Here is a 22268-nt window from a genome sequence, read left to right on the forward strand (position 1 = left end):
ATAATATTAAAAAACCGTTCCTTTTTTATCGATTCAATAAAAAAAATCTATCAAATCAGACAAATTCCTTCAATTTTCTTGGTGGGTAATTCGCGACCAAATCTGCAATCGCTTTGATATGGTCCGGTGTTGTTCCGCAGCAACCTCCGATAATATTGACTAATCTTTTTTCTACATATTCTTTAATCTGACCGGCCATATCTTCCGGTGTTTCATCATATTTTCCGAAAGCATTCGGAAGACCTGCATTCGGATATGCAGAAACATGGAACTCTGAATTATGCGCCAATGTTTCCAAATATGGTGTCAATTGATTTGCTCCTAAAGCACAGTTGAAACCTACACTTAATAAATTCAAATGTGAAACAGAAATTAAAAATGCTTCTGCAGTTTGTCCGCTCAACGTTCTGCCTGACGCATCTGTAATGGTTCCGGAAACCATGATGGGGATTTTAATTCTTCTTTCATCCTGAATTTCATCGATAGCGAATAATGCCGCTTTTGCATTTAATGTATCGAAAATCGTTTCAACCAAAAGAATATCCGAGCCTCCATCTAATAATGCCTCGCTCTGTTGCTTATAAGCTACTCTCAATTCTTCAAAAGTGATTGCTCTGTAACCCGGGTCATTGACATCAGGACTTAAACTTGCAGTTCTGTTTGTCGGTCCGATAGAACCTGCTACAAATCTTGGTTTATCCGGATTTTTTAAAGTAAATTCGTCACAAACTTTTCTTGCAATTTTTGCAGATTCATAATTCAGTTCATATACTAAATCTTCCATGTGATAATCTGCCATTGCAATCGTCGTTCCCGAAAATGTATTAGTCTCGATAATGTCTGCTCCGGCTTCCAAATATTTTTTATGAACTTCTTCAATTGCTTGTGGTTGTGTTAATGAAAGTAAATCGTTATTTCCTTTCACCGGATGTACCCAGTCTTTGAAACGCTCGCCACGATAATCTTCTTCCTCGAATTTATATCGTTGAAGCATGGTTCCCATTGCTCCGTCCAGGATTAAAATTCTCTCGGATAACGCTTTGTATAATTGTTCTGAATTTTTCATTACTTTTCTTTCTATTAATTTTTCAAACCGCAAAGGCCTTGACAAGGCTTGTTTTTAATCCAATGCCTGTTTTAAATCTGCAATAATATCATCTACATTTTCCAAACCGACAGAACAGCGAACCAAGCCGGCCGTAATTCCGACTTCATTTCTTTCTTCATCAGACAATTTGGAATGTGTCGTAGATGCAGGATGCGTAACAATCGTTCTTGTATCTCCAAGGTTTGCAGAAAGTGAACACATTTTAATTTTATCTAAAAAATTTCTTCCACCTTCAATTCCGCCTTTGATTTCGAATGCAACGATGTTTCCTCCCAGTTTCATTTGCTTTTTTGCCACATTATAACTTGGATGAGATGGCAGAAATGGATATTTTGTCAATTCTACGTTCGGATGGCTTTCTAAAAATTCAGCAACCTTTAAAGCATTTTCACAATGTTTTTCAACACGGATTGCCAATGTTTCCAAGCTTTTTGATAACACCCAAGCGTTAAAAGGCGACATTGCAGGACCTGTATTTCTTGCGAAAAGATATATTTCTCTGATTAAATCTTCTCTTCCAACCGCCACTCCACCTAAAACACGACCTTGCCCGTCAATTAATTTTGTAGCGGAATGTACCACGATGTCAGCTCCGTATTTAATCGGCTGTTGGAGATATGGTGTTGCAAAGCAATTATCTACAATGAAAATCAGATTATGTTTTTTTGCAATCTGTCCAAAAAATTCTAAATCTAAAACCTCAATTGCAGGATTAGTCGGGGTTTCCAGATATACAATTTTCGTATTCGGCTGAATATATTTTTCTACGTTTTCTGCATCTTCTGCTTTAAAATATGTTGTTTCGATATTCCATTTCGGGAAATATTTTGTGAACAGTGTGTGCGTTGAACCAAAAACGGACTGACAACTCACGATATGGTCACCTGCATTTAACAAAGTCGCGAAAGTTGAATAGATTGCCGCCATTCCCGTTGCAAAAGCATATCCTGCCTCTGCACCCTCCATTTTGGCGATTTTATCCGTGAATTCAGTCACATTAGGATTCGAAAACCGGCTATATAAATTCTTTGATTTTTCTTCTGCAAAACTTGCTCTCATGTCTTCCGCATCCTGAAAAATAAAGCTTGACGTGAGATATAAAGGCGTTGAATGCTCATCAAACTGGGTTCTCTCAGTTTGTGTTCTTATCGCGAAGGTTTCAAAATTTTCCATAAACTTAAAAATGTAGTAATGTATAGTTTAGCAATGTAACAATGAGATGCTTCAACAGGCTCAGCATGACAATGGTAATGAATATTGGTAAACTGTCACATTATTAATTGTTATATTAATATTATTATTTCGTTTCACTTACTCTTAAAATATCCCCGAAAACTCCTCTCGCAGTCACTTTCGCTCCGGCTCCGGCGCCCATAATAACGATGGGATGCTCTCCATAACTTTCGGTATAGATTTCAAAGATTGAATCTGAGCCTTTCAATTGCCCTAAAGCGGAAGTTGCAGGAACGGAAATCAGTTTTACATCAAGCTCTCCTTTTTCTTCCTGTAAATCTCCGTGTAAATCTCCCACATATCTTAAAACATGGCCGGGTTCTTGATTATCTTTGATTTTCTGATATTCTTCATCCAATTCTTCCAGTCTTAAAAGGAATTCTGATTTAGAAACAGAAAGTAAACTTTCAGGAACCAGATTTTGAATATTGATATCATTAAATTCATTGATTAAGTCTAATTCTCTTGCCAAAATCAACAGTTTTCTCGCAACGTCATTTCCTGATAAATCTTCTCGTGGATCCGGTTCCGTATATCCTTTTTCCAATGCTTCATTAATGATTGTTGAAAAATTATCGCTTCTCAAAGAAAAATTATTGAAAACATAACTCAATGTTCCGGAAAACACTCCTTTAATTCTTGTAATATTTTCTCCCGAAAGATGTAATAATTTGATGGTATCAATTAATGGTAAACCTGCGCCAACATTAGTTTCGTATAAATACCGTCTATTATTTTTGTTCAACGTATATCTTAGTTTACGGTATTCTTCAATAGGAAGTGTATTGAAAATTTTATTGGAAGAAACCAAATCAAATCCGTTTTCTGCCAAAGCATGATAATTATGAACAAAATCTTTACTCGCTGTATTATCAACAACGATAAGATTTTCAAGTTGGTTTTCTTTTGAAAATCTGATTAATTCCTGAACATTTGATGGGCTTTCTGCCGTTAGAATCTCATCGTTCCAATTATTATCAAAACCTCTTTTGTTGAAAGCAATTTTTCTTGAATTTGCCACCGCTACAACTTTAAGGTCAATTTTTTTACGTCTTCTGATTTCCTCTGAAGATTCCAAAACCTGCTCTATCAAAGTTTTCCCAACATTTCCATGACCGATAATTGCCAGATGAACCGTTTTTGGTTTTTTAGAAATTTCAGATTCGATGATATTTTTTGCTTTTTCATCTTGTGATGAGGTCACGACAATATTTACTCGTTTTTCGCTTGCTATTTGGTTTAAAAGCAGTGGAAAAACGTTATTTCTGGCTAATTCTGCCAATATTTTGTTAAAATCTTCTGCAACAAAGCCTAATACAGAGACATTATTTATACTGTAAATCTGAGAAACCTTTCCTGATTTTCTTTCCGCCTCAAATTCGTCAATCAGACAATTTACCGCTTTTTCTGAATCATTTTCATGGACCAAAATTGATAATCCGTTTTCAATTGCCTGTTGGGAAATTACTCCAACGCTGATTCGCGCCAAAGTAAGCGCTTTAAAAATTCGCCCGTCAATCCCGATTTCCCCTAAGAAATCTTCTCCTTCAAATTTAATGATTGATCTGTTTTTTAAAAATTTTATTTCGTTAGCATTTTTCATTCTACAAAATATTTTTAATGATATTATTTAATTGTTCGTATTCCATTAAAAAGGCATCGTGCCCATGAATTGATTTTATCTCATGATAGAAAACATTTTTTTTATTTTCCCTTAGCTTTTCGAAGCACATTCGAATTTCCAAAGCCGGGAAAAATAAGTCTGTATCTACTGCAATAAGGTGCATTCGCGCCTCAATCTTTTTCAATTGAGTTTCATTGGCATTAATATTCATCAGCAAATGATTCATCAGCCTGTAAGCCCTTAAACTAAATCTCTCGTTTAAAGCATCTCCGTGATAAACCAACCAATCTTCCGAATCTAACCGTTGCTTTTCCTGATTATATTTGTTTTGAAATCTATCATTTAACGATTCCGGCGTTCTGTAACATAACATCGCATGAATTCTGGCTCTTTGTAAGGGTTTATCATTCCCATCCAATAAAAATTTCTGAACCAGACATTGTGCATGAAGCCAATCATGAGTTTTAAAATCGCAGGCAATAGGAATAAAAAATTCGGCAAGCTGTGGATTTTTCGCTAGCATTTCCCAACCTATTCCACCTCCCAAAGATCCCCCAATAATGGCATATAAATTTTTGATTTGTAAAATCCCAAGACCTTTTAAAAAAATATTTGCGATATCTGAAGGCGTAAAATCTTCATATTCATCAATTAAAAAATCATCATAGCCGTTTCCGGGAATATTGAAACACAGAACCGTATATTTATTCGTATCAATAACCTGATTCTCACCAATTAATTTTTTCCACCATCCTTTTTCCCCTGAAACATTTGAATTTCCGGTTAAAGCATGATTTACTAAAATGATCGGTGCTGAAAACAAGCTTTTCCCGAAAAGCTGATAGCTCAACGAGATATTATATTCCTTATTGGAATTGGTTTGATACGAAAAATTAATATAGTTTAGTTCTGTTTTCAATTCTATTATACTTTTTTGATAATACAATTGAAAATGCCATGAGAAATGGCTGAAAGAACTTCAGTAAGTTATCTGTCCAAAAAAATCTTGGTAGAACGTAGCACCTTCTTCGCTTTCGCGAAGGGTTGCTAAGGTTTCACAGGGTCTAATCCCTCAACCTTTCTTGATAACATTTTCAATATGTGAATGATCGAATGGTGCAAAGATAAAACTTTTCTTTTAAATATTTATAAAAATTTAATTTAATGTAATAAACCCCGATAGATAAAAGGTTTTCACGGTAATATTAAATATTATTCAGATTAGGTAAGTTGGATTTTTTTTCCAAAAAAACTACCTTCGTAATGAAAAATGGTGAAATATGAGTGCCGAAAAACAAAGATTACAAGATAATAACTGGAAAAATTGGGGACCTTATGTCAGCAACAGGCAATGGGGAAATGTACGGGAAGATTACAGTTCAAACGGTGATGCATGGAATTTCGCCAACCACAATTCCGCAGAAAGCTACACCTATCGTTGGGGTGAAGAAGGAATTGCAGGAATTTCTGATGTAAAGCAAATTTTCTGTTTTGCCCTCTCTTTTTGGAACAGGAAAGATAAAATGGTAAAGGAGCGCTTTTTTGGACTGAGCAATCCTCAGGGAAATCACGGGGAAGACATCAAAGAAATTTTTTACTATCTTGATAATACCCCAACTCATAGCTATATGAAAATGGTGTATAAATATCCCATCAATGAATTTCCTTACGATGATATTCTTAATGAAAACGGAAGACGAAGCAAAAAACAACCTGAATATGAGCTCTTCGATACCGGAATTTTTGACAAAGATGAATATTTCGATATTTTTATTGAATATGCCAAGGCTGAACATAATGATATTTTAGTTCGTGTTACAGTCTGTAACAGAAGTGAGATTGACGCCCCGATTGTAGTTGCTCCGACTGTCTGGTTCAGAAACAACTGGAAATGGGGTTATAATACTTATAAAGGTCAGACTAATGCTTCATATGAGGGCTGTATTGATATCAATCACGACAGTATTCCCATAAAAAAGTTTTATTCCAGAAATATTAATGTAGAAAGTGTTTTTTGTGAAAATGAAACCAATAATCCCAAATTATACGGAGCCCCTTATCCTGGAAACTCTTACTTTAAAGATGGAATAAACGATTATATCGTTTATGGAAGCAACACTGTAAATCCTGAAAAAAGAGGGACGAAAGCTTCGTTTTTAGTTGATGAAACTATTGAAGCCGGACAATCAAAAGTTTTTGATTTCAGACTGTCTCCAAATGACTCAGATGAGCCTTTTGAGAATTTTGACGAAATATTGAAAACCAGAATTGCCGAAGCAAATGAATTTTATGATGAAATTCAGAATGACGTGGCAAATGATGATGAAAAAAATGTCCAGAGACAAGCTTTTGCAGGACTTCTTTGGAATAAGCAATTTTATCATTATAATGTCGGAAAATGGCTCAAAGGTGACCCCAATTTTGAAGCTCCAAGAGATTTCAACAATTATGTAAGAAATACAGAGTGGAACCATATGCACAATAAAGACATCATCTCCATGCCTGATAAATGGGAATATCCTTGGTATGCGACGTGGGATTTGGCTTTCCATTGTGTACCTTTTGCTATTATTGATGCTGAATTTGCGAAAGGGCAGCTTCTTTTGTTGACAAAGGAATGGTATATGCACCCGAACGGGCAGCTTCCTGCTTACGAGTGGAATTTAAGTGATGTGAATCCGCCTGTGCATGCATGGTCATGCTTTAGAGTTTTTAAGATTGATGAAAAACAAAATGGGAAACCCGACCTTTTGTTTTTAGAAAAAGTTTTCCAAAAATTACTTTTAAATTTCACTTGGTGGGTGAACAGAAAAGATAAAAACGGAAAAAATATTTTCGGAGGAGGTTTCCTTGGACTCGATAACATTGGGGCTTTTGACCGAAATATGGAATTAAAAGACGGTCAACATCTTGAACAAGCCGATGGAACAAGCTGGATGGCAATGTATGCATTGAATATGATGCGAATTGCGATGGAACTGGCTCAATATTATCAGGTTTACGAAGATATGGCGATTAAATTTTTCGAACATTATCTTTACATTGCTGAAGCGATGGAAAATCTGGGTGAGGGCACAAAAGGACTTTGGAACGAAGAGGATGGATTTTTTTATGATGTTTTACAGCTTGGAAACGGTGACAGTGTTTCTTTGAAATTGAGAAGTATTGTAGGATTGATTCCTATGTTTGCCGTAGAAATTATTGACCATCATTTATTAGAAAATATGCCAAATTTCACGACAAGAATGGAATGGATTTTAAAAAATAAACCCGAACTTACCAAGCTTGTTTCTCATTGGGACGAAGAAGGTCATGGAAGAAAACATCTGATGAGTATTCTTCGTAAGAACAGGCTTACAAAAGTTTTGACGAGAATGCTTGATGAAAAAGAGTTTTTAAGTAGTTACGGAATCCGCGCAATGTCGAAAGTGTATGAGGAAAATCCGTTTGTATTTTCTGTTCACGGTACTGAAAATGTAGTATATTATACCCCTGCGGAAAGTGACAGCCGAATGTTTGGAGGAAATAGTAACTGGAGAGGCCCCATTTGGTTTCCTATTAACTTTCTGATTGTTGAAAGTTTACAGAGATTCCATTTTTATTATGGAAATAGTTTAAAAGTAGAATTACCTACCGGAAGTGGCGATAAAAGAAATCTTGACGAAGTAGCCCAAAATATCAGCAGCAGATTGTGCTCTATTTTCTTAAAAGATGAAAACGGAGAGCGAGCTTTCAACGGTGGGAATGCCAAGTTCAACTATGATAAAAATTTTAAAGACTACATTACTTTTTACGAATATTTCCATGGTGATAATGGTCGTGGAGTTGGTGCATCACATCAGACGGGCTGGACTGCAACAGTTGCAAAATTAATGAAACCAAGACTAACAATATAATGTAAAAGCCTCTTTTTAAGGTGCCTTTTTTAATAAAATTTTATTTATTTTTAAATTATTCAGTATAAATTATATAAAAATGCGGACAAAAATTGTCCGCATTTTTTATTATTAAAGATTTAAAAAATTATATTTTTTCTCCGTTTACATAAACTTCATACCCTATTTCTACATTTGGTTCTAAAGTTTTAGAAACTGAACAATATTTGTCAAATGATAATTGAGCAGCTTTCTCCGCTTTTTTAGGATCAATATTCCCTTCTAAAAGAAATTTCACATTGATAGATTTAAATGGTTTGGCATCTTCCACCACTACTCTCTCACCTTCTACCTCAGCCTTGAAACCTGTAATTTCCTGTCTTTGCTTTTTTAAAATAGAAACCACATCTATCCCGCTGCAGCCGGCCACAGCCATCAAAACACTTTCCATAGGAGAAACTCCTTTCGCTCCCGGTTGCGTTGTATTATCTAAAAGAATTGAATTCCCCTGAGAATTGGTACATTCAAATAAAAAGTCGTCATTGATTCTATTAAGTGTTATTTTCATTCTAATTACTATTTTTCTTTATTCATAAATTATTCCTTCCGCATCCATTTCCTTCTTCTCTTCAGGAGTCATATACTTTCTCATAACCTTTATCGTATAAGCTCCTTTTACAGTATTCTTATCATTGTACATCCAATCACTGATTTTTCCAGCTGGAACTTCAACAGAATCACCTAGTTTTACCCCTACTTTTGGATCAACCGGTTCATTTTGAACTATACCATAATATTTTCCGTCTTTAAGATGAATATTACCTATCCATATATGCTCTCCCCCTCCATCAGATGTATCAAATTCTTGCTTTAGTGTAAAATTGGAATAATCAGGATTATTGCTTTGTATAGCTTTTTCAAATTCAAATAAAGTTTCTTTTGCATTTTTTACCGCGATATTCATTTCCTCATCAGAATTTTCAAAATATACTACATTAGGTTCTCCTTTTCGTTTAAATATTTCATGTTCTTTTTTCTCCTGGCAATTCATCATGAATGCCAAAAGGCAAATAGTTATTAATTTTTTCATCTGCAAAATTATAAAATTCCCCTTGCTTTTATCTCTAAATATTTATTGATAACGTCGATATTCAAATTTTCAGGAAGCGTATAAACCGTATAAATTCCATATTTACGGAGCTCCTGAATGATTAATTTCTTTTCAAATTCAAATTTCTCAGCAATAATTTCATCATAAATTTCCTGTATACTTTCAGGATTTTTATGAATTAAGGTCTGAAGTTCGGCATTTTTAAAGAAAACCACTACCAATAAATGGTTTTTGGAAATTCCACGGAGATATTTTAATTGACGGTTTAGTCCGTCAAGAGTTTCAAAATTGGTAAAAAGTAAAATCAAACTTCTTTGATTAATCGAATACTTCACATCCTGGTATAACCTGTTGAAATCACTTTCAAAGAAGTTGGTATTGATATTATAAAGCGCTTCCGAAATCTTTTTTAACTGTCCTGATTTATTTTCAGCAGCAATTTTATTTTCCGTTTTTTTAGAAAAAGTCATCATCCCTGCCCTGTCACCTTTCTTCAAGATAATGTGGGAAAGCGCCATAGCCGCATTAATGGAATAATCTAAGAGACTCAATCCGCTGAAAGGCATTTTCATGGTTCGTCCTGTATCAATCAGCATAAAAATACGTTGCGATTTTTCATCCTGAAACTGATTTACCATCAGGCGGTTTGTCTTGGAAGTCGCTTTCCAGTTAATTGTTCTGATATCATCCCCCGGAACGTATTCTTTGATTTGCTCAAATTCCATGGTATGGCCGAGCTTTCTGATTTTCTTAATTCCGCCCAGCAAAAACTCGCTCTGAATAGCCATCAATTCATATTTTCTTAAATGAATAAATGACGGATAAGAGGGCAGATTGGCATCTTTCTGAAACTGAAATCTTTTTGATACAAAACCAATTGGTGATTCTGCGTAAACATTTAAGCTTCCAAAACTATATTCACCTCTTTCTTTTGGCTCTAAAATATATTGAAAAAAGCTGTTTTTCCCAGACTCAATCTGCTTTTGAATCATAAAATCCCTCTTTTGAAACTGAAAAGGAATTTCATCAATAATTTTAGTCTTAATCTTAAAACCGTAATTGTTTTTAGCATCTATTTTTACCGGGTTTTCATCACCATTGGATAGTTTTTCAGGTAAAATTCTTTGCGCTAGAATTCCATCTTTTTGATTGAACAGCAAAAGATAATCTACAAATCCCGCAAGAAAACACAATAGCAACACGATATGAGCAATCCACATAAAAAATGGAAAAAAAAATGCCAAAACATACAGTATTCCCACTCCTATGAGTGCGAAGAAAAAACGCGTATTGATGTATAAGTTTTTCATTGGCTATTGGCTATAGGCAGTAAGCTAAAAGCTGACAGATGGCAACTCTCCACAAACAACCGATTTCCTATCTGGGAATCTCTATTCCCTCTAATATTTGTCTGATAATTTCATCTGCAGTTAAGCCCTCCATTTCTCTTTCCGGCGACACAATTATTCTGTGCCTTAATACTGCGTAACTTGCTTCTTTGATGTCTTCAGGTGTTACAAAATCCCTTCCTCTCAATGCTGCGAAAGCTTTAGACGCTGTCAATAATGCCAGACTCGCTCTTGGAGAAGCTCCAAGATATAAAAATTGATTTTCTCTTGTATTGATAATAATTTTTGCGATGTATTCCATCAACTGAGATTCAACAATGATTTCCTTTACCAAATGCTGATAACTTTTCAATTGCTGAGCCGAAATCACTCGGTTCACAACTTCAGTTTTATCTTCTTTTTTGCTTTCGTGCTGATTCCTGATGATGGCAACTTCCTGTTCAAGATTCGGATATCCTACATTTATTTTAAATAGAAAACGATCCAGCTGAGCTTCAGGAAGCCGGTAGGTACCTTCATGCTCGATAGGGTTTTGAGTGGCAACTACTAAGAATGGTTCTTCCATAATATAGCGAATTCCATCCATTGTAATTTGCCTTTCCTCCATTACTTCGAATAATGCTGCCTGAGTTTTTGCCGGTGACCTGTTAATCTCATCAATTAGGATAAAATTGGAGAAAATGGGACCTTTTTTAAATTCAAATTCAGAATTTTTCACATTAAAGACAGATGTTCCTAAAATATCAGAAGGCATTAAATCCGGTGTAAACTGAATCCGGCTGAATCCCACATCAATCGTTTTGGCCAACAATTTTGCCGTAATAGTTTTGGCAACTCCCGGAACACCTTCTATCAAAACATGTCCGTTTGATAACAATGCGGCCAAAAGATGCTCAACCATACTTTCCTGACCAACAATTACCTTCGCAATCTCCGTTTTTACTTTATCTAAACTCGCACGAAGCTTAATCATATCAATTCTTGACTGAAATTCGGTTCCGTTATTATCAGGGTTTACAGAATTTTGATTTTCTGCATTTTGATTATCAAAGTTTTCCATATTATATATTTTTCAATACAACAATGTAACAGTTACTCATTAATAAAAGCATTGGTACATTATCATACTTTTAAATTCCTATATTTAAATTATTTCGTCCAGCAATTTATTCATTCTGGCTAAATCTTCTTTCATTACACTTGCATAAGGATCTTGTCCTTTTTTAATCAAATCAATTGCTTCGTTTATCGTTTCAACTGATTTTCCGGTTTTCAGCTGAAGCTTTTTCGCAAACTCTTCATCTAAATTTTGAGTATCAATTAAAAGCTCCATCCTTATTTTATTCAGAAAATATTGGGCTTTTTTTGCCATCATATCATGAAAATCACCTTCCTGCAAATACAGATTCCCTATGCTTTTCACAAAATCTACAGAAGTATTTTTCAAAGGTTCGATTACAGGAACAATACGCTGTTTTCGTTTTGCATTAAAGAAAATGAATAAAATCAAGCCTCCCAAAAACACCCACCAGGCGTATTTCAGCGCAGGTTTTGAAAGAATAAACCTCATAAAAAAACTTGAAGCTTTTGTATTATTTTCTACAAACCAAAGCGTTTCTTTGTCATCAAGATAGGAAAAAACATCCTGAGCATATTTTATACTTCCTTTTTTCAGCAAATAATAGTTGGTGAGAAAAAGAGGCTCGCTGTGTACATAGATATTTCCTTTTCCAAATTTAGCTTTAATAAAATTTGCCTGATCAGAATTGTTTTTCTCTACCGTTTTCCCAAGGACTTCAACGTTAGGTTTCACATAGGTAAAGCCGTTTCCTGACGGAAATTTATCCAGTTTAATAAAATCGTTTTGATATTTTTTATCTGTAAGTTTCAATACATTTTGCTCATCAAAAGAAATCATAGAATCATAATACCCGATGCTGTCCGAAATTTCTTTTGGGATTTTTGAAGCAATCAGCATAGCATCAGAGCCTTTGGAAACCTCATCTAAAATTCTGTACCAGGATTCAGTATCAATTTCGCTTTCTATAACTAAAATATTATGTTTTTGCTTTTTATGTTGATTGTAGTATTCGAAAGGAGATTGATCTGTTTTTTTAAGATTATTTTTGAGAAGGCTATTTACTTCCTGATTAAAAACAAACAATCCGAAAGGTGTTTTTTGATTAACATCAAAATTTTTGCGCCAGTCCGTAACATCCTTTTTATTAACCTCAAGCAATGCCAATATCACCAGGATAATGATGAAAATTACAGCATATATTTTGAAAGTTTTGTTCATGATAAAAGCTTAATTACGGTTTAAATGACTGGTATTGGTTTTTAAATTTCAGATAATTATCCTCATCGATACTGAATTCTCCGTACCAAACATAATCGAAGATATAGGAAAGATTATAAAATTCATTTTTCAGATGCGGTGCCTTTAATTCTGCCACATAATCTTTATTGGTTTTTTCCGGGTTCCAGTTGATGATTTTTTTATCACTTAATTTTTTAAGGATAAACAAAAACTGATACCGAATTGCCGAACGATAGTCTTTTTGATTTTCAAATTTGGCAATACTTTCCGGGAAGTTAATTTCATGAATGTTCTCATGTAGATCTTCGTCATTAATATCAACTTTTTTATTTCTTTTACCAAAAATAAAACTTCCGTTTTTCCCCAATAAAGTTTTAATAATAAAATACAATAAAAAACCAACCAAAAGGATCGCAAAAAGACGTAAGACAACCCATGCTATATCTCCAGAAGTTTTAAAGCTTGTTTCTCCGAAAATATTTTGTAAGATCCTTGCTATTTTTCTCTGAATTTTTTGCCAGAAAGACTCTCTTGGTTTAGAAACAGAATAATCGAACTCCTTGTCTTTATATTTTAAATTAAAGTTTTCTCTGAATTTTTTCGGGTACACTGTATTATCAGTAACAGGATTTTTAATCAAAACAGAATCTGCGCGGAGCATATTTCTATAATGTCCCGTATGAATCGAATCTACATAATTTTCTACAACAGGCTCATTGTAATTGCCTTGTGCGTATGCAAATCCGATGGAGGAAAAAATCAGTAAAAAAATAAGAGTTTTATTCATTGATGCCAATGGTATCTATTTCTGCCAATTCTACTTTTTGGTGAAGGTCTGTTCTGCTGTCATAATATAGCAAACCGATATTCACATACAAGATATTAAAAAGAAAAAACGACAACAGCATGGAAATTCCGTATATCACAAAAAAGATAATCCCGACAGTTCCTGTGAACGGATTTGCTTCATAGCTCGCTGAAGAAGGTGCTGTAAGAAGTGAACTGTAAAAAAATATCATCGGAATAAACGTAAAAATCGTCGTAATAACATATATAAGTACGAAAATTATCAACGTAGCTCCCCAATATTTCCAGTAAGGAGATTTTTCTCTTCCGTTCGGATAAGAAAACTGCGCTCTCATAGAATAGCTTAAGCTTTCAAAAAAACCTCTTTCAGTGTTGAAAAAGTCAAACATCAAAAAGGTTGTAACATTGAAAACCGTCGGATAAACAATTAATATCAACAATATCCCTATAAAAACTAAAATCAGCGCATAAGAAATTCCTAAAACTATGATTGACAAGGGTGTTACAATAAAGATCATTCCGAGACACAGAACTCCTATTCTTCCTGCGTTGTTTTTAAAATCATTTAAAATATCATCAGTCCTGATTTTAGTTTCTCCTCTTGCCACTCTTTTCATATAAAAAACAGGATAGAGATAATTAACAATCATCAAAATCAGGAATAATAAAAACGTGAGACTTCCTACAGCGATTAGCATTCCTAAATTATCCTCAAAATAAGTTTCAAAGTAAGTACTTTGACCGCTCAGATTTGAGCCCAGAATCTGTGTGAAAAGTTCTTTATATCCAAAAATAAAAATCGTTACCATTAAAATTAATAGTAATCCGTTTATCAAAATATAGTTTTTGAAATAATTTTTACCGTATAATTTGAAAAAAGCGAAAGTGTCACTTATAAAAGTTCCAAAATCTCTTTTCTTATAAAACTGCATCATTGATTTGGTTATTTATGTTTTTATTTACAATATAAGGATAAACGACATAATAAAATCCTATCACCACCAAACATCCGAAAATAATAATCAGGTTTAGCATTAAAGGCATTTTTAAAGCATGCCTGGTGATATATCCTTCAATAATTCCTGCACAGATTGTAAAAGGAATGGTACTTAAAAATATTTTGAATGAATCTCTGAAACCATGTTTAAAGGATTCAAACCTTGAAAAAGTTTTCGGAAATAATATAGATGTCCCTAAAATCAATCCACACATAGCTTCTACCACCATGGCAAAAATCTCGAAAACACCGTGAAGCCAGATCCCTCTTGCACTGTCTTTCAATGCACCATAATCATAAAAGAAATATTGGAATGAACCCAACATTACGCTATTTGAAAGCAAAGCATACAATGTTCCCACACCTCCAAAAACTCCGTAAATATAAAGTTTCGCACCTACCCCGATATTATTGAAGATAATTCCAATCGTACTTCCCCAGGTGGAACCGCTTTGATATACGCCGACTGCATTCCCTTTTTTAATATTGTCGATTGTTTCGTTTACATAGCCTTCTCCAAGAATAATATTGGCAAAATCCTTGTCATAAATTCCGGAAAGCACGCCTATCAAAGTAAAAAGTGTAAAGAATAAAAAAGCATACAGCAAATATCTCCTATACTGAAAAACCAACATAGGAACTTCGGTAGCAAAAAAATGAAAAATTCTGTTTCGTTCTACTCTTTTCGTTTTATAAATTTTTTGAAAAATCTGAGAAGATAAATGATTCAGATAGACTGTAGTATTGCTTTTCGGATAGTAAGTTTGCGCAAAAGCAAGATCATTCGTAAGGTTAATATACAGCGAAGACAGGTCATCAGGATTTTTTTTAACTTTCCCCTGAACAACCTGCTCTATTCCCAACCATTTTTCTTTATTTTGTTTAATGAAATAAACCTCTCTCATAATTGTAAGGCTAAAATAATAAAAAATATGTCTCAAATTGCGATCAATACTTCACAAAATGTAAATATTAATTTCAACATTGCCAGTGTTGGCGAAAGGATGCTTGCATTTATAATTGACATGCTGATAAAAGTTGCTTACGTAATAATTACCCTTTACCTGTTTTTTAATTTTTTCAATCTTGATTATTTCCTTCGAGGTTTAGATACTTGGTCACAAATGGCTATTTACATTGCTATCACTTTTCCGGTTCATATTTATTCTTTAGTTTTGGAAAGCCTTATGGAAGGGCAAACCCCCGGCAAAAAGGCAGTCAGGATACGAGTGGTAAAAATTGACGGCTATCAGGCAAGTTTTGGAGATTATATGATTCGCTGGATTTTCAGACTTATCGATATTCTTATGCTCAGCGGAGTTGTGGGCCTGATTTCAATGATTATTTCTAAAAATAACCAGCGTCTAGGTGATATGGCTTCCGGAACAGCTGTCATTTCTCTAAAAAATAGCATCAATATTTCTCACACCATTTTAGAAAATATTCAGGAAAATTATGTCCCTACCTTTCCGCAGGTTATTGCACTGAGTGACAATGACATGAGAATTATTAAAGATAATTATATCAAGGCATTAAGAATTGACGACAGACAAATTATAAGCAAACTTTCCGATAAAATTAAAAGTATTTTAAAACTGGAAATTGATCCTACAAAAATGACGGAAAGACAGTTTATCGGTGTCGTTATCAAAGATTATAATTATTATACCGGAAAAGATAATTAATTTTCAATAAAAGCTTTCTTGATTCAGATCAAAACAGAGACGGTGCAGTTTTTGTATTTTTATTACTGTAAAAAACTTTGGTTATGAAATTTAACAATAATAAATCCGGAAACGGAGGTGTGATCACACTCAATAACGAAATAAAAGAAATCGGAAGACTTACTTACACAATTTTTCCTGATGATAATAAATTTATTATCTCTTTTGTGCTTGTACATCCCGAATTTGAAGGTCGTGGAATGGGAAAATTCCTGGTAGAAGAAGCTATTAAATTCGCAAGAGAAAATAATTGGAAAGTTTATCCACACTGCTCATATGCAAGAGCTGTAATGACCAGAATGAATGATGTGGAGGATGTTTTTCTAAAGTAATTATTACTTAATGGGTTTCATCCTTAGTTGATATAAATCTGTTAGGATATTTTTATAAATTACCAAAAATGCTGGCTGATTTAAATTACTAATAATCTTATTGTAATTCCAGCCAAAATACTCCATATTAACATTTAATAATAAGCAAATTTGAAGCCTTCATAATATTTCAAATGAGATTAAAAATTAGAAATTATTTTAAAGAGTGTCTGTGTGCACTCTTTTGCTTTTTTTTATCTGGAAATTATTTTTCACAAACAATTGCTATAAAAGACAGTATAGACAAAAAACCTATTGCATTTTGCGAAATATTAATTAATGATAAAACATATTACTCGGATTCATTAGGCAATTTTGAATGTAAAGACATTCAACATAAGCTGAATATTAAAAAATTTGGTTATAAGGATAAAATCATTTATAAATTATCCGATACACCCTATCAAATAATTTATATGTCACCAAAATACATTTCTATTCCGGGAATAGATTTGAAACCAACAGAACAATTAACTATAAAACCAAATGTAAAAAAAACTAATACAACAATATTATCCACCGGATTTGATCTAGGATTTAAGCTGGTAAATAATACCGGAAGAAATGCACTTATAAAGCAGATTATTTTACCCATAAAAGAAATCCGAAACAGCAACTATTATTTAAAATTAGACTTTTACGAATTAACTGATAACAAAAATGATATAACGAGTAAAAAAATCAATGGAGATTCCCAATTTATCCCTGTGGCTTCTCTACAAAGCGGAAATAACGCAATTAGTCTGGATGAAAAAATAGCTTTACCCAAAGAAGGTGTCCTATTAAGCATGAGAATTATTGAAAACATTGGTAAATATTCAGATAGAGTAACCAATCCTGTTATTGTATTTTATCATGACAAGGTTTTTGGTAATACCTATTTCTATAACAGTAAGCATATCTGGGAAGAATTCAAATCAAATCCTAAAATTGCTATTGGCCTGGTTCTTTTACAATAAATATGATCTACTTAACTAAAACTTCGTTTAACAAAATATCTTCAATATCATCGGGATAGTTTACCTGAAGGTGCTGATCGGAAGCCACCCAATCCTGAATCTCTTTTACCTCTAAGACTTTAGAATTTGGTATTCCCATTTTATCTAAAGCACAGGCATTGCATTCCTGTTCGTATTGATTATGAATAGGAATGACAAATAATTTTTTGTCCATGAAAAGGGCTTCAGCCGGAGTTTCAAAACCTGCATTGCATAAAATCCCGTCACAATTTTCAAAATATTTTAAATATTGAATTTCATCAATCGGAAACACTTCTACATTTCCATCTTTATGCTGAAGTTTGCTGTATTTCGAAAATACTTTCCATTCAACGGAAATCTGCTTTAAAACTTTAATGATATTTTCATCAGAAAAACTAGGAAGATAAACCAAATAAAATCCTTTTTTGTCAGGATCTAAATTTCTTATTTTCCTTCTGATAACCGGTTTCTTGATTTGCGGATGATAATTTTCGAAATGAAATCCTATTTTTCTTTCGCTGGGAACGTAGTATTTAAGAATCATTTCGCCAAAAAAATCTTTCTTTTCAGGTTTAGGTGTTTCTTTAAAGCTCATGGAAGCCTGATGGCTCAGCTCAATCATCGGGAGCTTTTTCGTTTTGCAAGCCCAGCCTGTCAAAGGTTCATAATCATTGATAATCAAATCATACTCAGACAAATCTAAATTTTTAATGATTTTAACAGCTTCTAAAAACTTGTTCTCAGTAAACGTTTTCCAATAGGATAAACCTCCTGTTTTATCATAAAGCAAGGAAATACCCTTGTATTGATAATTTAAGTCAAATGTGGCCTTTAATTGCGATTGATGGCCACTGATGAGCGTGTCAACAGAAACATGTTTTTTAAGGATGGGAATAATCTCCTGGGCCCTGGCTATATGACCGTTTCCCGTACCTTGAAATGCATATAAAATTTTCATTGAGTGAAGTTGGTTACTATTTTCAAAAGCTCGAAACTATTGATATCCTGAATATCTTCTGCTTCGTCATCTTTCAGCGAATGTTTGTGTTCATCATAATAAAAAATTTTCCATTCTTTATCATTGTATTCTAAAGCAGAGAGGTTTTCAATCCAGTCACCGGAATTCAGGTAAACACAAGATCCTTTTTTATTAACCACCTCCCGTATCTGGGGCTGATGAATATGCCCACAAATTACATAGTCGTAATGATTATCAATGGCCAATTCGGAAGCCGTTAATTCAAAATCACCAATATATTTTACCGCTTTTTTTACGTTGTTTTTAATTTTTTTTGAAAATGAATATTTTTCTTTACCCATTTTTTCTAAAAACCAATTTACAACATTATTTATTATAATTAATAAATCGTAGCCTTTTCCGCCCAATTTCGCAATCCATTTAGAATGCTGAACAGAAGCATCGAAAACATCTCCGTGAAAAATCCAGGTTTTTTTTTCGTTAATATTAAGGCAAATTTTATTGCATACTTTTAATTTACCTAATTCGAAATCAGTAAACTTCCGGAACATCTCGTCATGATTCCCGGTAATGTAGTAAACATCTGTATTTTTGGTAGCAAATGAAAGAATCTTTTTAATTACTTTCAAATGAGGTTTAGGGAAGTAAGACTTTTTGAATTGCCAGATATCTATAATATCACCGTTCAGCACCAACGTTTTAGGCTGAATGGAATTGAGATATCTCAATAATTCTTTAGCCTTACATCCATAAGTTCCCAAATGAACATCCGAAATTACAACTAACTCAACGTTTCTTTTCATATTTGATGCAAAGAAACTAATTGAAAGTTAACTATATATGAATGTTATATTATTTTTTATAAAGAGTCCATCAACTCCTCTGTGATTTCCATGTTGTGATAAACGTTTTGTACGTCATCATCTTCCTCGAAACGCTCAAGCATTTTCATATTTACTTTGAATTGCTCGTCTGTCACTTCTTTCGTATTATTAGGAATTCTTTGAAGTTCTGCACTCTTCACCTCAATTTTAAGTTCGTCCAATTTGTGAGATAAAGAACCAAAATCTTCAAAAGCAGTTGTAATCATTACCTCTTCCTCATCTTTTTCTACATCCTCTGCACCTCCGTCAATCATTTCCATTTCAAAATCATCCCATTCCATTTTGATTTGAGCTAAATCGATAGTGAAAATTCCTTTTCTGTCGAAGATAAAAGCCAATTCTCCGTTTTTACCAAGATTACCATCAAACTTATTAAAAATAGCTCTTACATTGGCAACAGTTCTTGTTGTGTTATTGGTAGTACATTCCACAAAAAAAGCCACGCCACCTTGTCCGTATCCTTCATAAGTGATTTCCTCATAGTTTTCTGCATCAGCCCCACTTGCTTTTTTGATAGCTCTTTCTACGTTATCTTTTGGCATATTTGCGCCTTTTGCATTTTGGATACATCTTCTCAATGCAGGATTCGATTCCGGATCCGGCCCTCCGGCTTTTACCGCTAACGCAATATCTTTACCTATTTTAGAGAAAGTTTTGGCCATTTTATCCCATCTGGCCATTTTAGAAGCTTTTCTATATTCAAACGCTCTTCCCATTTTTATTTTAAATTTTCAACAAAATTACTTAAAAGTCAACAAAAAAAAAATACCTCCAAAAAATTGGAGGTATTTATTATTTAGAAAAATTAATTATTTTTTCTTTTTAGCTGGAGCTTTTTTCTTAACTACAACTTTTTTCTTAGCAACAGCTTTCTTAACTGGAGCATCAGCGTAATCTTTCTTAGCGATTGCATTCCACTCAGCGTCATCTTCGATAGCAGTTACAACTACTTTTCTGTCAACTTGTCTTTCAGCATCAGAAGCTTTTTCAGAAACTGTAGCTTTAGATTCACCAACACCTACTGATTTAAGAGAGTTAGCATCTACACCTCTAGCATCTAAAGCAGCAACTACAGAAGCAGCTCTTTCTCTAGATAATTTCAAGTTGTAAGCTTCAGCACCTTTAGCATCTGTTCTACCTTCTAATAGATAGTGACCTCCATCTTTCTTAATGATTTCAGCAGCTCTATCTAATGCTGGTTTTGATTCAGCTTTGATTGAAGATTTGTTGAAATCGAAGTAAACATTTCTAAATTCGTTTTCTACTTCAACAGCAGTTTGTTTTTTAGGCTTAGGACATCCGTTGTATTCTGGAAGACCTGGAACTGTAGGACAAGCATCATCTTTATCAAGGATACCGTCACCGTCTGTATCTGGCCAAGGACAACCGTTGTTTTCAGCAGGACCTGCTACTGTAGGACAAGCATCATCTTTGTCGATAACACCATCACCGTCAGTATCTGGCCAAGGACAACCGTTGTTTTCAACCGGACCAGCTACATCTGGACATTGATCGTCTTTATCTGGAACTCCATCACCGTCAGTATCAGGACATCCTTGGAATTCTGGTAAACCTGGTGTATCTGGACATAGATCGTCTTTATCTAAGATACCATCCTTATCTCTGTCTCTGTTACCAAATCTGAAGTTTAATGATGCAGAAGCCTGCCAGAAGTTAGCAACTGTAGACTTATCACCTGGAGTTGATACGTAATCTCCTTGAACACCTAAACCAAAGTTTTTAGTCAACCAGAAGTTTACACCAGCACCTGTAGAAACTGTAAAGAAATTAGCTTTACCATTTTCGTTACCGTTTTCGCCATTAGATACCCACTCACCATTAACGTCAGTTCTTGGGAAAGTAAGAGCAGTATAGTCATGTCTTAAATAGTTAGCACCAACTCTTAAATATGGATCGAACCAAGATTCTTCATTCCATAAAAGACCGGCAGCTTTAACTTGTAAACCAAGACCTGTCATTAACATGAACTCTTTACCCATGTTGAATCTTTTGTTTTCAACATTTCCTACAGAAGTCTGCCAATCCACAACGAAACCTTTAGCAACGTTTCTTGCAACTGTTAACTTAGATAGTGGTGGTGTAATAGAGAAGTTGTTCATATTGAACATCGTCTTCGTTAAATTCTTTGCAGCAAAAGTATTACTGAAACCGTTTCTAACTGCTGTATGGTTCTCCGCATGAGCACCAACTCCGATCAACCACGGATTGTTGGTAGTCTGAGCGAATACAGTAGAAGCAACAGTAAGTGCCAATGCTGAAATTCCTAATTTTAGATTTTTCATAGAATTAAATGATTAAATAATTGATAATGCAAAATAAATATAATTTTTCTTTATAAACAAAGTTTTTCCAATGATTTTTAACTTTTCTTTAATATTCTGTCCAGGTTTCGTTTATTTTCTCTATCTTTTATGCTCTCCCTTTTATCAAAAAGCTTTTTACCTCTTCCCAGGGCTATCAACACTTTAGCTTTTCCCCTGTCATTAATATACAATTTTAAAGGTACGATAGTATTTCCTGCATCCTTTAACTTTTTTTCAAGTTTCTGCAATTCTTTTTTGTGCAAGAGCAATTTCCGTTCCCTTTTTGTTTTGTGATTATAAAATGTCCCCAATTTATATTCATCAATCATCATATTAATGATGTATAATTCCCCATCAATAAACTGACAGAAGGATTCTGTGATAGAGGCTTTCGAAGAACGCAAAGATTTTATTTCCGTACCCGTCAAAACCATTCCTGCTTCATAGTCTTCAAGAATTTCATATTCAAACCGGGCTCTTTTATTTAATATACTAACTGTTTTTTCAATCTTCATCATTCTAAATTTAGTTAATGAAATATATAAAAAATACCATCCATTTAAAAACTTGAGTATTACATTA

21 protein-coding genes and 1 riboswitch are annotated in these 22268 nt (G+C 33.8%); of the genes, 4 read left to right on the plus strand and 17 right to left on the minus strand.

What is annotated here, in order from left to right; translation table 11 throughout:
- Nucleotides 1-55: 55 nt before the first annotated feature.
- The 4 genes from ACM39_RS09575 to ACM39_RS09590 all read right to left on the minus strand — a co-directional run bounded on the left by ACM39_RS09575 (nt 56) and on the right by ACM39_RS09590 (nt 4884).
- A complete protein-coding gene (locus ACM39_RS09575) occupies nt 56-1066 on the minus strand; it encodes a homocysteine S-methyltransferase family protein (protein ID WP_048510822.1) in 1011 nt (336 codons plus the stop codon).
- A 54-nt stretch (nt 1067-1120) separates the two neighbouring features.
- Nucleotides 1121-2281 (minus strand): O-succinylhomoserine sulfhydrylase, encoded by a 1161-nt coding sequence (locus ACM39_RS09580; RefSeq protein WP_048510823.1) that lies wholly within the window; start codon nt 2279-2281, stop codon nt 1121-1123.
- A 124-nt stretch (nt 2282-2405) separates the two neighbouring features.
- Entirely contained in the window at nt 2406-3944 is a 1539-nt protein-coding gene (locus tag ACM39_RS09585; protein ID WP_048510824.1) for an ACT domain-containing protein, read from the minus strand.
- Nucleotide 3945: 1 nt separating this feature from the next.
- Nucleotides 3946-4884 (minus strand): alpha/beta fold hydrolase, encoded by a 939-nt coding sequence (locus tag ACM39_RS09590; protein ID WP_048510825.1) that lies wholly within the window; start codon nt 4882-4884, stop codon nt 3946-3948.
- Nucleotides 4885-4949: 65 nt separating this feature from the next.
- Nucleotides 4950-5057, minus strand: a riboswitch (SAM riboswitch).
- A 188-nt stretch (nt 5058-5245) separates the two neighbouring features.
- Here ACM39_RS09590 and ACM39_RS09595 point away from each other — a divergent pair.
- The gene (locus ACM39_RS09595; protein ID WP_048510826.1) at nt 5246-7861 is read left to right on the plus strand and encodes an MGH1-like glycoside hydrolase domain-containing protein; all 2616 of its coding nucleotides are present in this window, start codon (nt 5246-5248) and stop codon (nt 7859-7861) included.
- A gap of 127 nt (nt 7862-7988) precedes the next feature.
- Here ACM39_RS09595 and ACM39_RS09600 read toward each other — a convergent pair whose 3' ends face one another.
- The 8 genes from ACM39_RS09600 to ACM39_RS09635 form a co-directional block, all read right to left on the minus strand.
- Nucleotides 7989-8408 carry an OsmC family protein gene (locus ACM39_RS09600; RefSeq protein ID WP_048510827.1) on the minus strand — a complete coding sequence of 140 codons (420 nt, stop codon included), beginning with the start codon at nt 8406-8408 and terminating at the stop codon, nt 7989-7991.
- An 18-nt stretch (nt 8409-8426) separates the two neighbouring features.
- A complete protein-coding gene (locus ACM39_RS09605; protein WP_048510828.1) occupies nt 8427-8930 on the minus strand; it encodes a YegJ family protein in 504 nt (167 codons plus the stop codon).
- 8 nt (nt 8931-8938) lie between these two features.
- Nucleotides 8939-10261: a DUF58 domain-containing protein gene (locus tag ACM39_RS09610; protein WP_048510829.1), complete on the minus strand. Its 1323-nt coding sequence runs from the start codon at nt 10259-10261 to the stop codon at nt 8939-8941.
- A 67-nt stretch (nt 10262-10328) separates the two neighbouring features.
- Nucleotides 10329-11360: an AAA family ATPase gene (locus tag ACM39_RS09615; protein WP_048510830.1), complete on the minus strand. Its 1032-nt coding sequence runs from the start codon at nt 11358-11360 to the stop codon at nt 10329-10331.
- An 84-nt stretch (nt 11361-11444) separates the two neighbouring features.
- The gene (locus ACM39_RS09620) at nt 11445-12599 is read right to left on the minus strand and encodes a hypothetical protein (RefSeq protein ID WP_048510831.1); all 1155 of its coding nucleotides are present in this window, start codon (nt 12597-12599) and stop codon (nt 11445-11447) included.
- Nucleotides 12600-12612: 13 nt separating this feature from the next.
- A complete protein-coding gene (locus ACM39_RS09625) occupies nt 12613-13407 on the minus strand; it encodes a DUF4129 domain-containing protein (RefSeq protein WP_048510832.1) in 795 nt (264 codons plus the stop codon).
- A complete protein-coding gene (locus ACM39_RS09630; RefSeq protein ID WP_048510833.1) occupies nt 13400-14362 on the minus strand; it encodes a DUF4013 domain-containing protein in 963 nt (320 codons plus the stop codon). Before ACM39_RS09630 ends, ACM39_RS09625 begins: the two co-directional genes overlap by 8 nt.
- Nucleotides 14346-15329, minus strand: a complete 984-nt coding sequence (locus ACM39_RS09635) for a stage II sporulation protein M (protein WP_048510834.1) — start codon at nt 15327-15329, stop codon at nt 14346-14348. The genes ACM39_RS09630 and ACM39_RS09635 overlap by 17 nt, the downstream gene beginning before the upstream one ends.
- Before the next feature lie 27 nt (nt 15330-15356).
- Between ACM39_RS09635 and ACM39_RS09640 the strand changes: the two genes are divergently transcribed.
- The 3 genes from ACM39_RS09640 (at nt 15357) to ACM39_RS09650 (ending at nt 17478) form a co-directional block, all read left to right on the plus strand.
- Nucleotides 15357-16109: an RDD family protein gene (locus ACM39_RS09640; protein WP_048510835.1), complete on the plus strand. Its 753-nt coding sequence runs from the start codon at nt 15357-15359 to the stop codon at nt 16107-16109.
- Nucleotides 16110-16192: 83 nt separating this feature from the next.
- Complete coding sequence (locus ACM39_RS09645; protein ID WP_048510836.1) at nt 16193-16480, plus strand: GNAT family N-acetyltransferase; 288 nt, start codon at nt 16193-16195, stop codon at nt 16478-16480.
- Between the two features lie 455 nt (nt 16481-16935).
- Complete coding sequence (locus tag ACM39_RS09650) at nt 16936-17478, plus strand: hypothetical protein (protein WP_131701437.1); 543 nt, start codon at nt 16936-16938, stop codon at nt 17476-17478.
- A 7-nt stretch (nt 17479-17485) separates the two neighbouring features.
- Here ACM39_RS09650 and ACM39_RS09655 read toward each other — a convergent pair whose 3' ends face one another.
- The 5 genes from ACM39_RS09655 to smpB all read right to left on the minus strand — a co-directional run bounded on the left by ACM39_RS09655 (nt 17486) and on the right by smpB (nt 22201).
- Nucleotides 17486-18457, minus strand: coding sequence for a glycosyltransferase family protein (locus tag ACM39_RS09655; protein WP_048510838.1), 972 nt, complete (start codon nt 18455-18457; stop codon nt 17486-17488).
- Nucleotides 18454-19281 (minus strand): UDP-2,3-diacylglucosamine diphosphatase, encoded by an 828-nt coding sequence (locus ACM39_RS09660; RefSeq protein ID WP_048510839.1) that lies wholly within the window; start codon nt 19279-19281, stop codon nt 18454-18456. The genes ACM39_RS09655 and ACM39_RS09660 overlap by 4 nt, the downstream gene beginning before the upstream one ends.
- A gap of 56 nt (nt 19282-19337) precedes the next feature.
- Nucleotides 19338-20078, minus strand: coding sequence for a YebC/PmpR family DNA-binding transcriptional regulator (locus ACM39_RS09665; protein ID WP_048510840.1), 741 nt, complete (start codon nt 20076-20078; stop codon nt 19338-19340).
- 93 nt (nt 20079-20171) lie between these two features.
- Nucleotides 20172-21665, minus strand: coding sequence for an OmpA family protein (locus tag ACM39_RS09670; RefSeq protein ID WP_048510841.1), 1494 nt, complete (start codon nt 21663-21665; stop codon nt 20172-20174).
- Between the two features lie 77 nt (nt 21666-21742).
- Nucleotides 21743-22201 carry an SsrA-binding protein SmpB gene (gene smpB / locus ACM39_RS09675; protein WP_048511002.1) on the minus strand — a complete coding sequence of 153 codons (459 nt, stop codon included), beginning with the start codon at nt 22199-22201 and terminating at the stop codon, nt 21743-21745.
- Between the last annotated feature and the right edge of the window lie 67 nt (nt 22202-22268).

The sequence above is a fragment of the Chryseobacterium sp. FH2 genome, from assembly GCF_001045455.1.
Classification (GTDB): Bacteria; Bacteroidota; Bacteroidia; order Flavobacteriales; family Weeksellaceae; genus Chryseobacterium.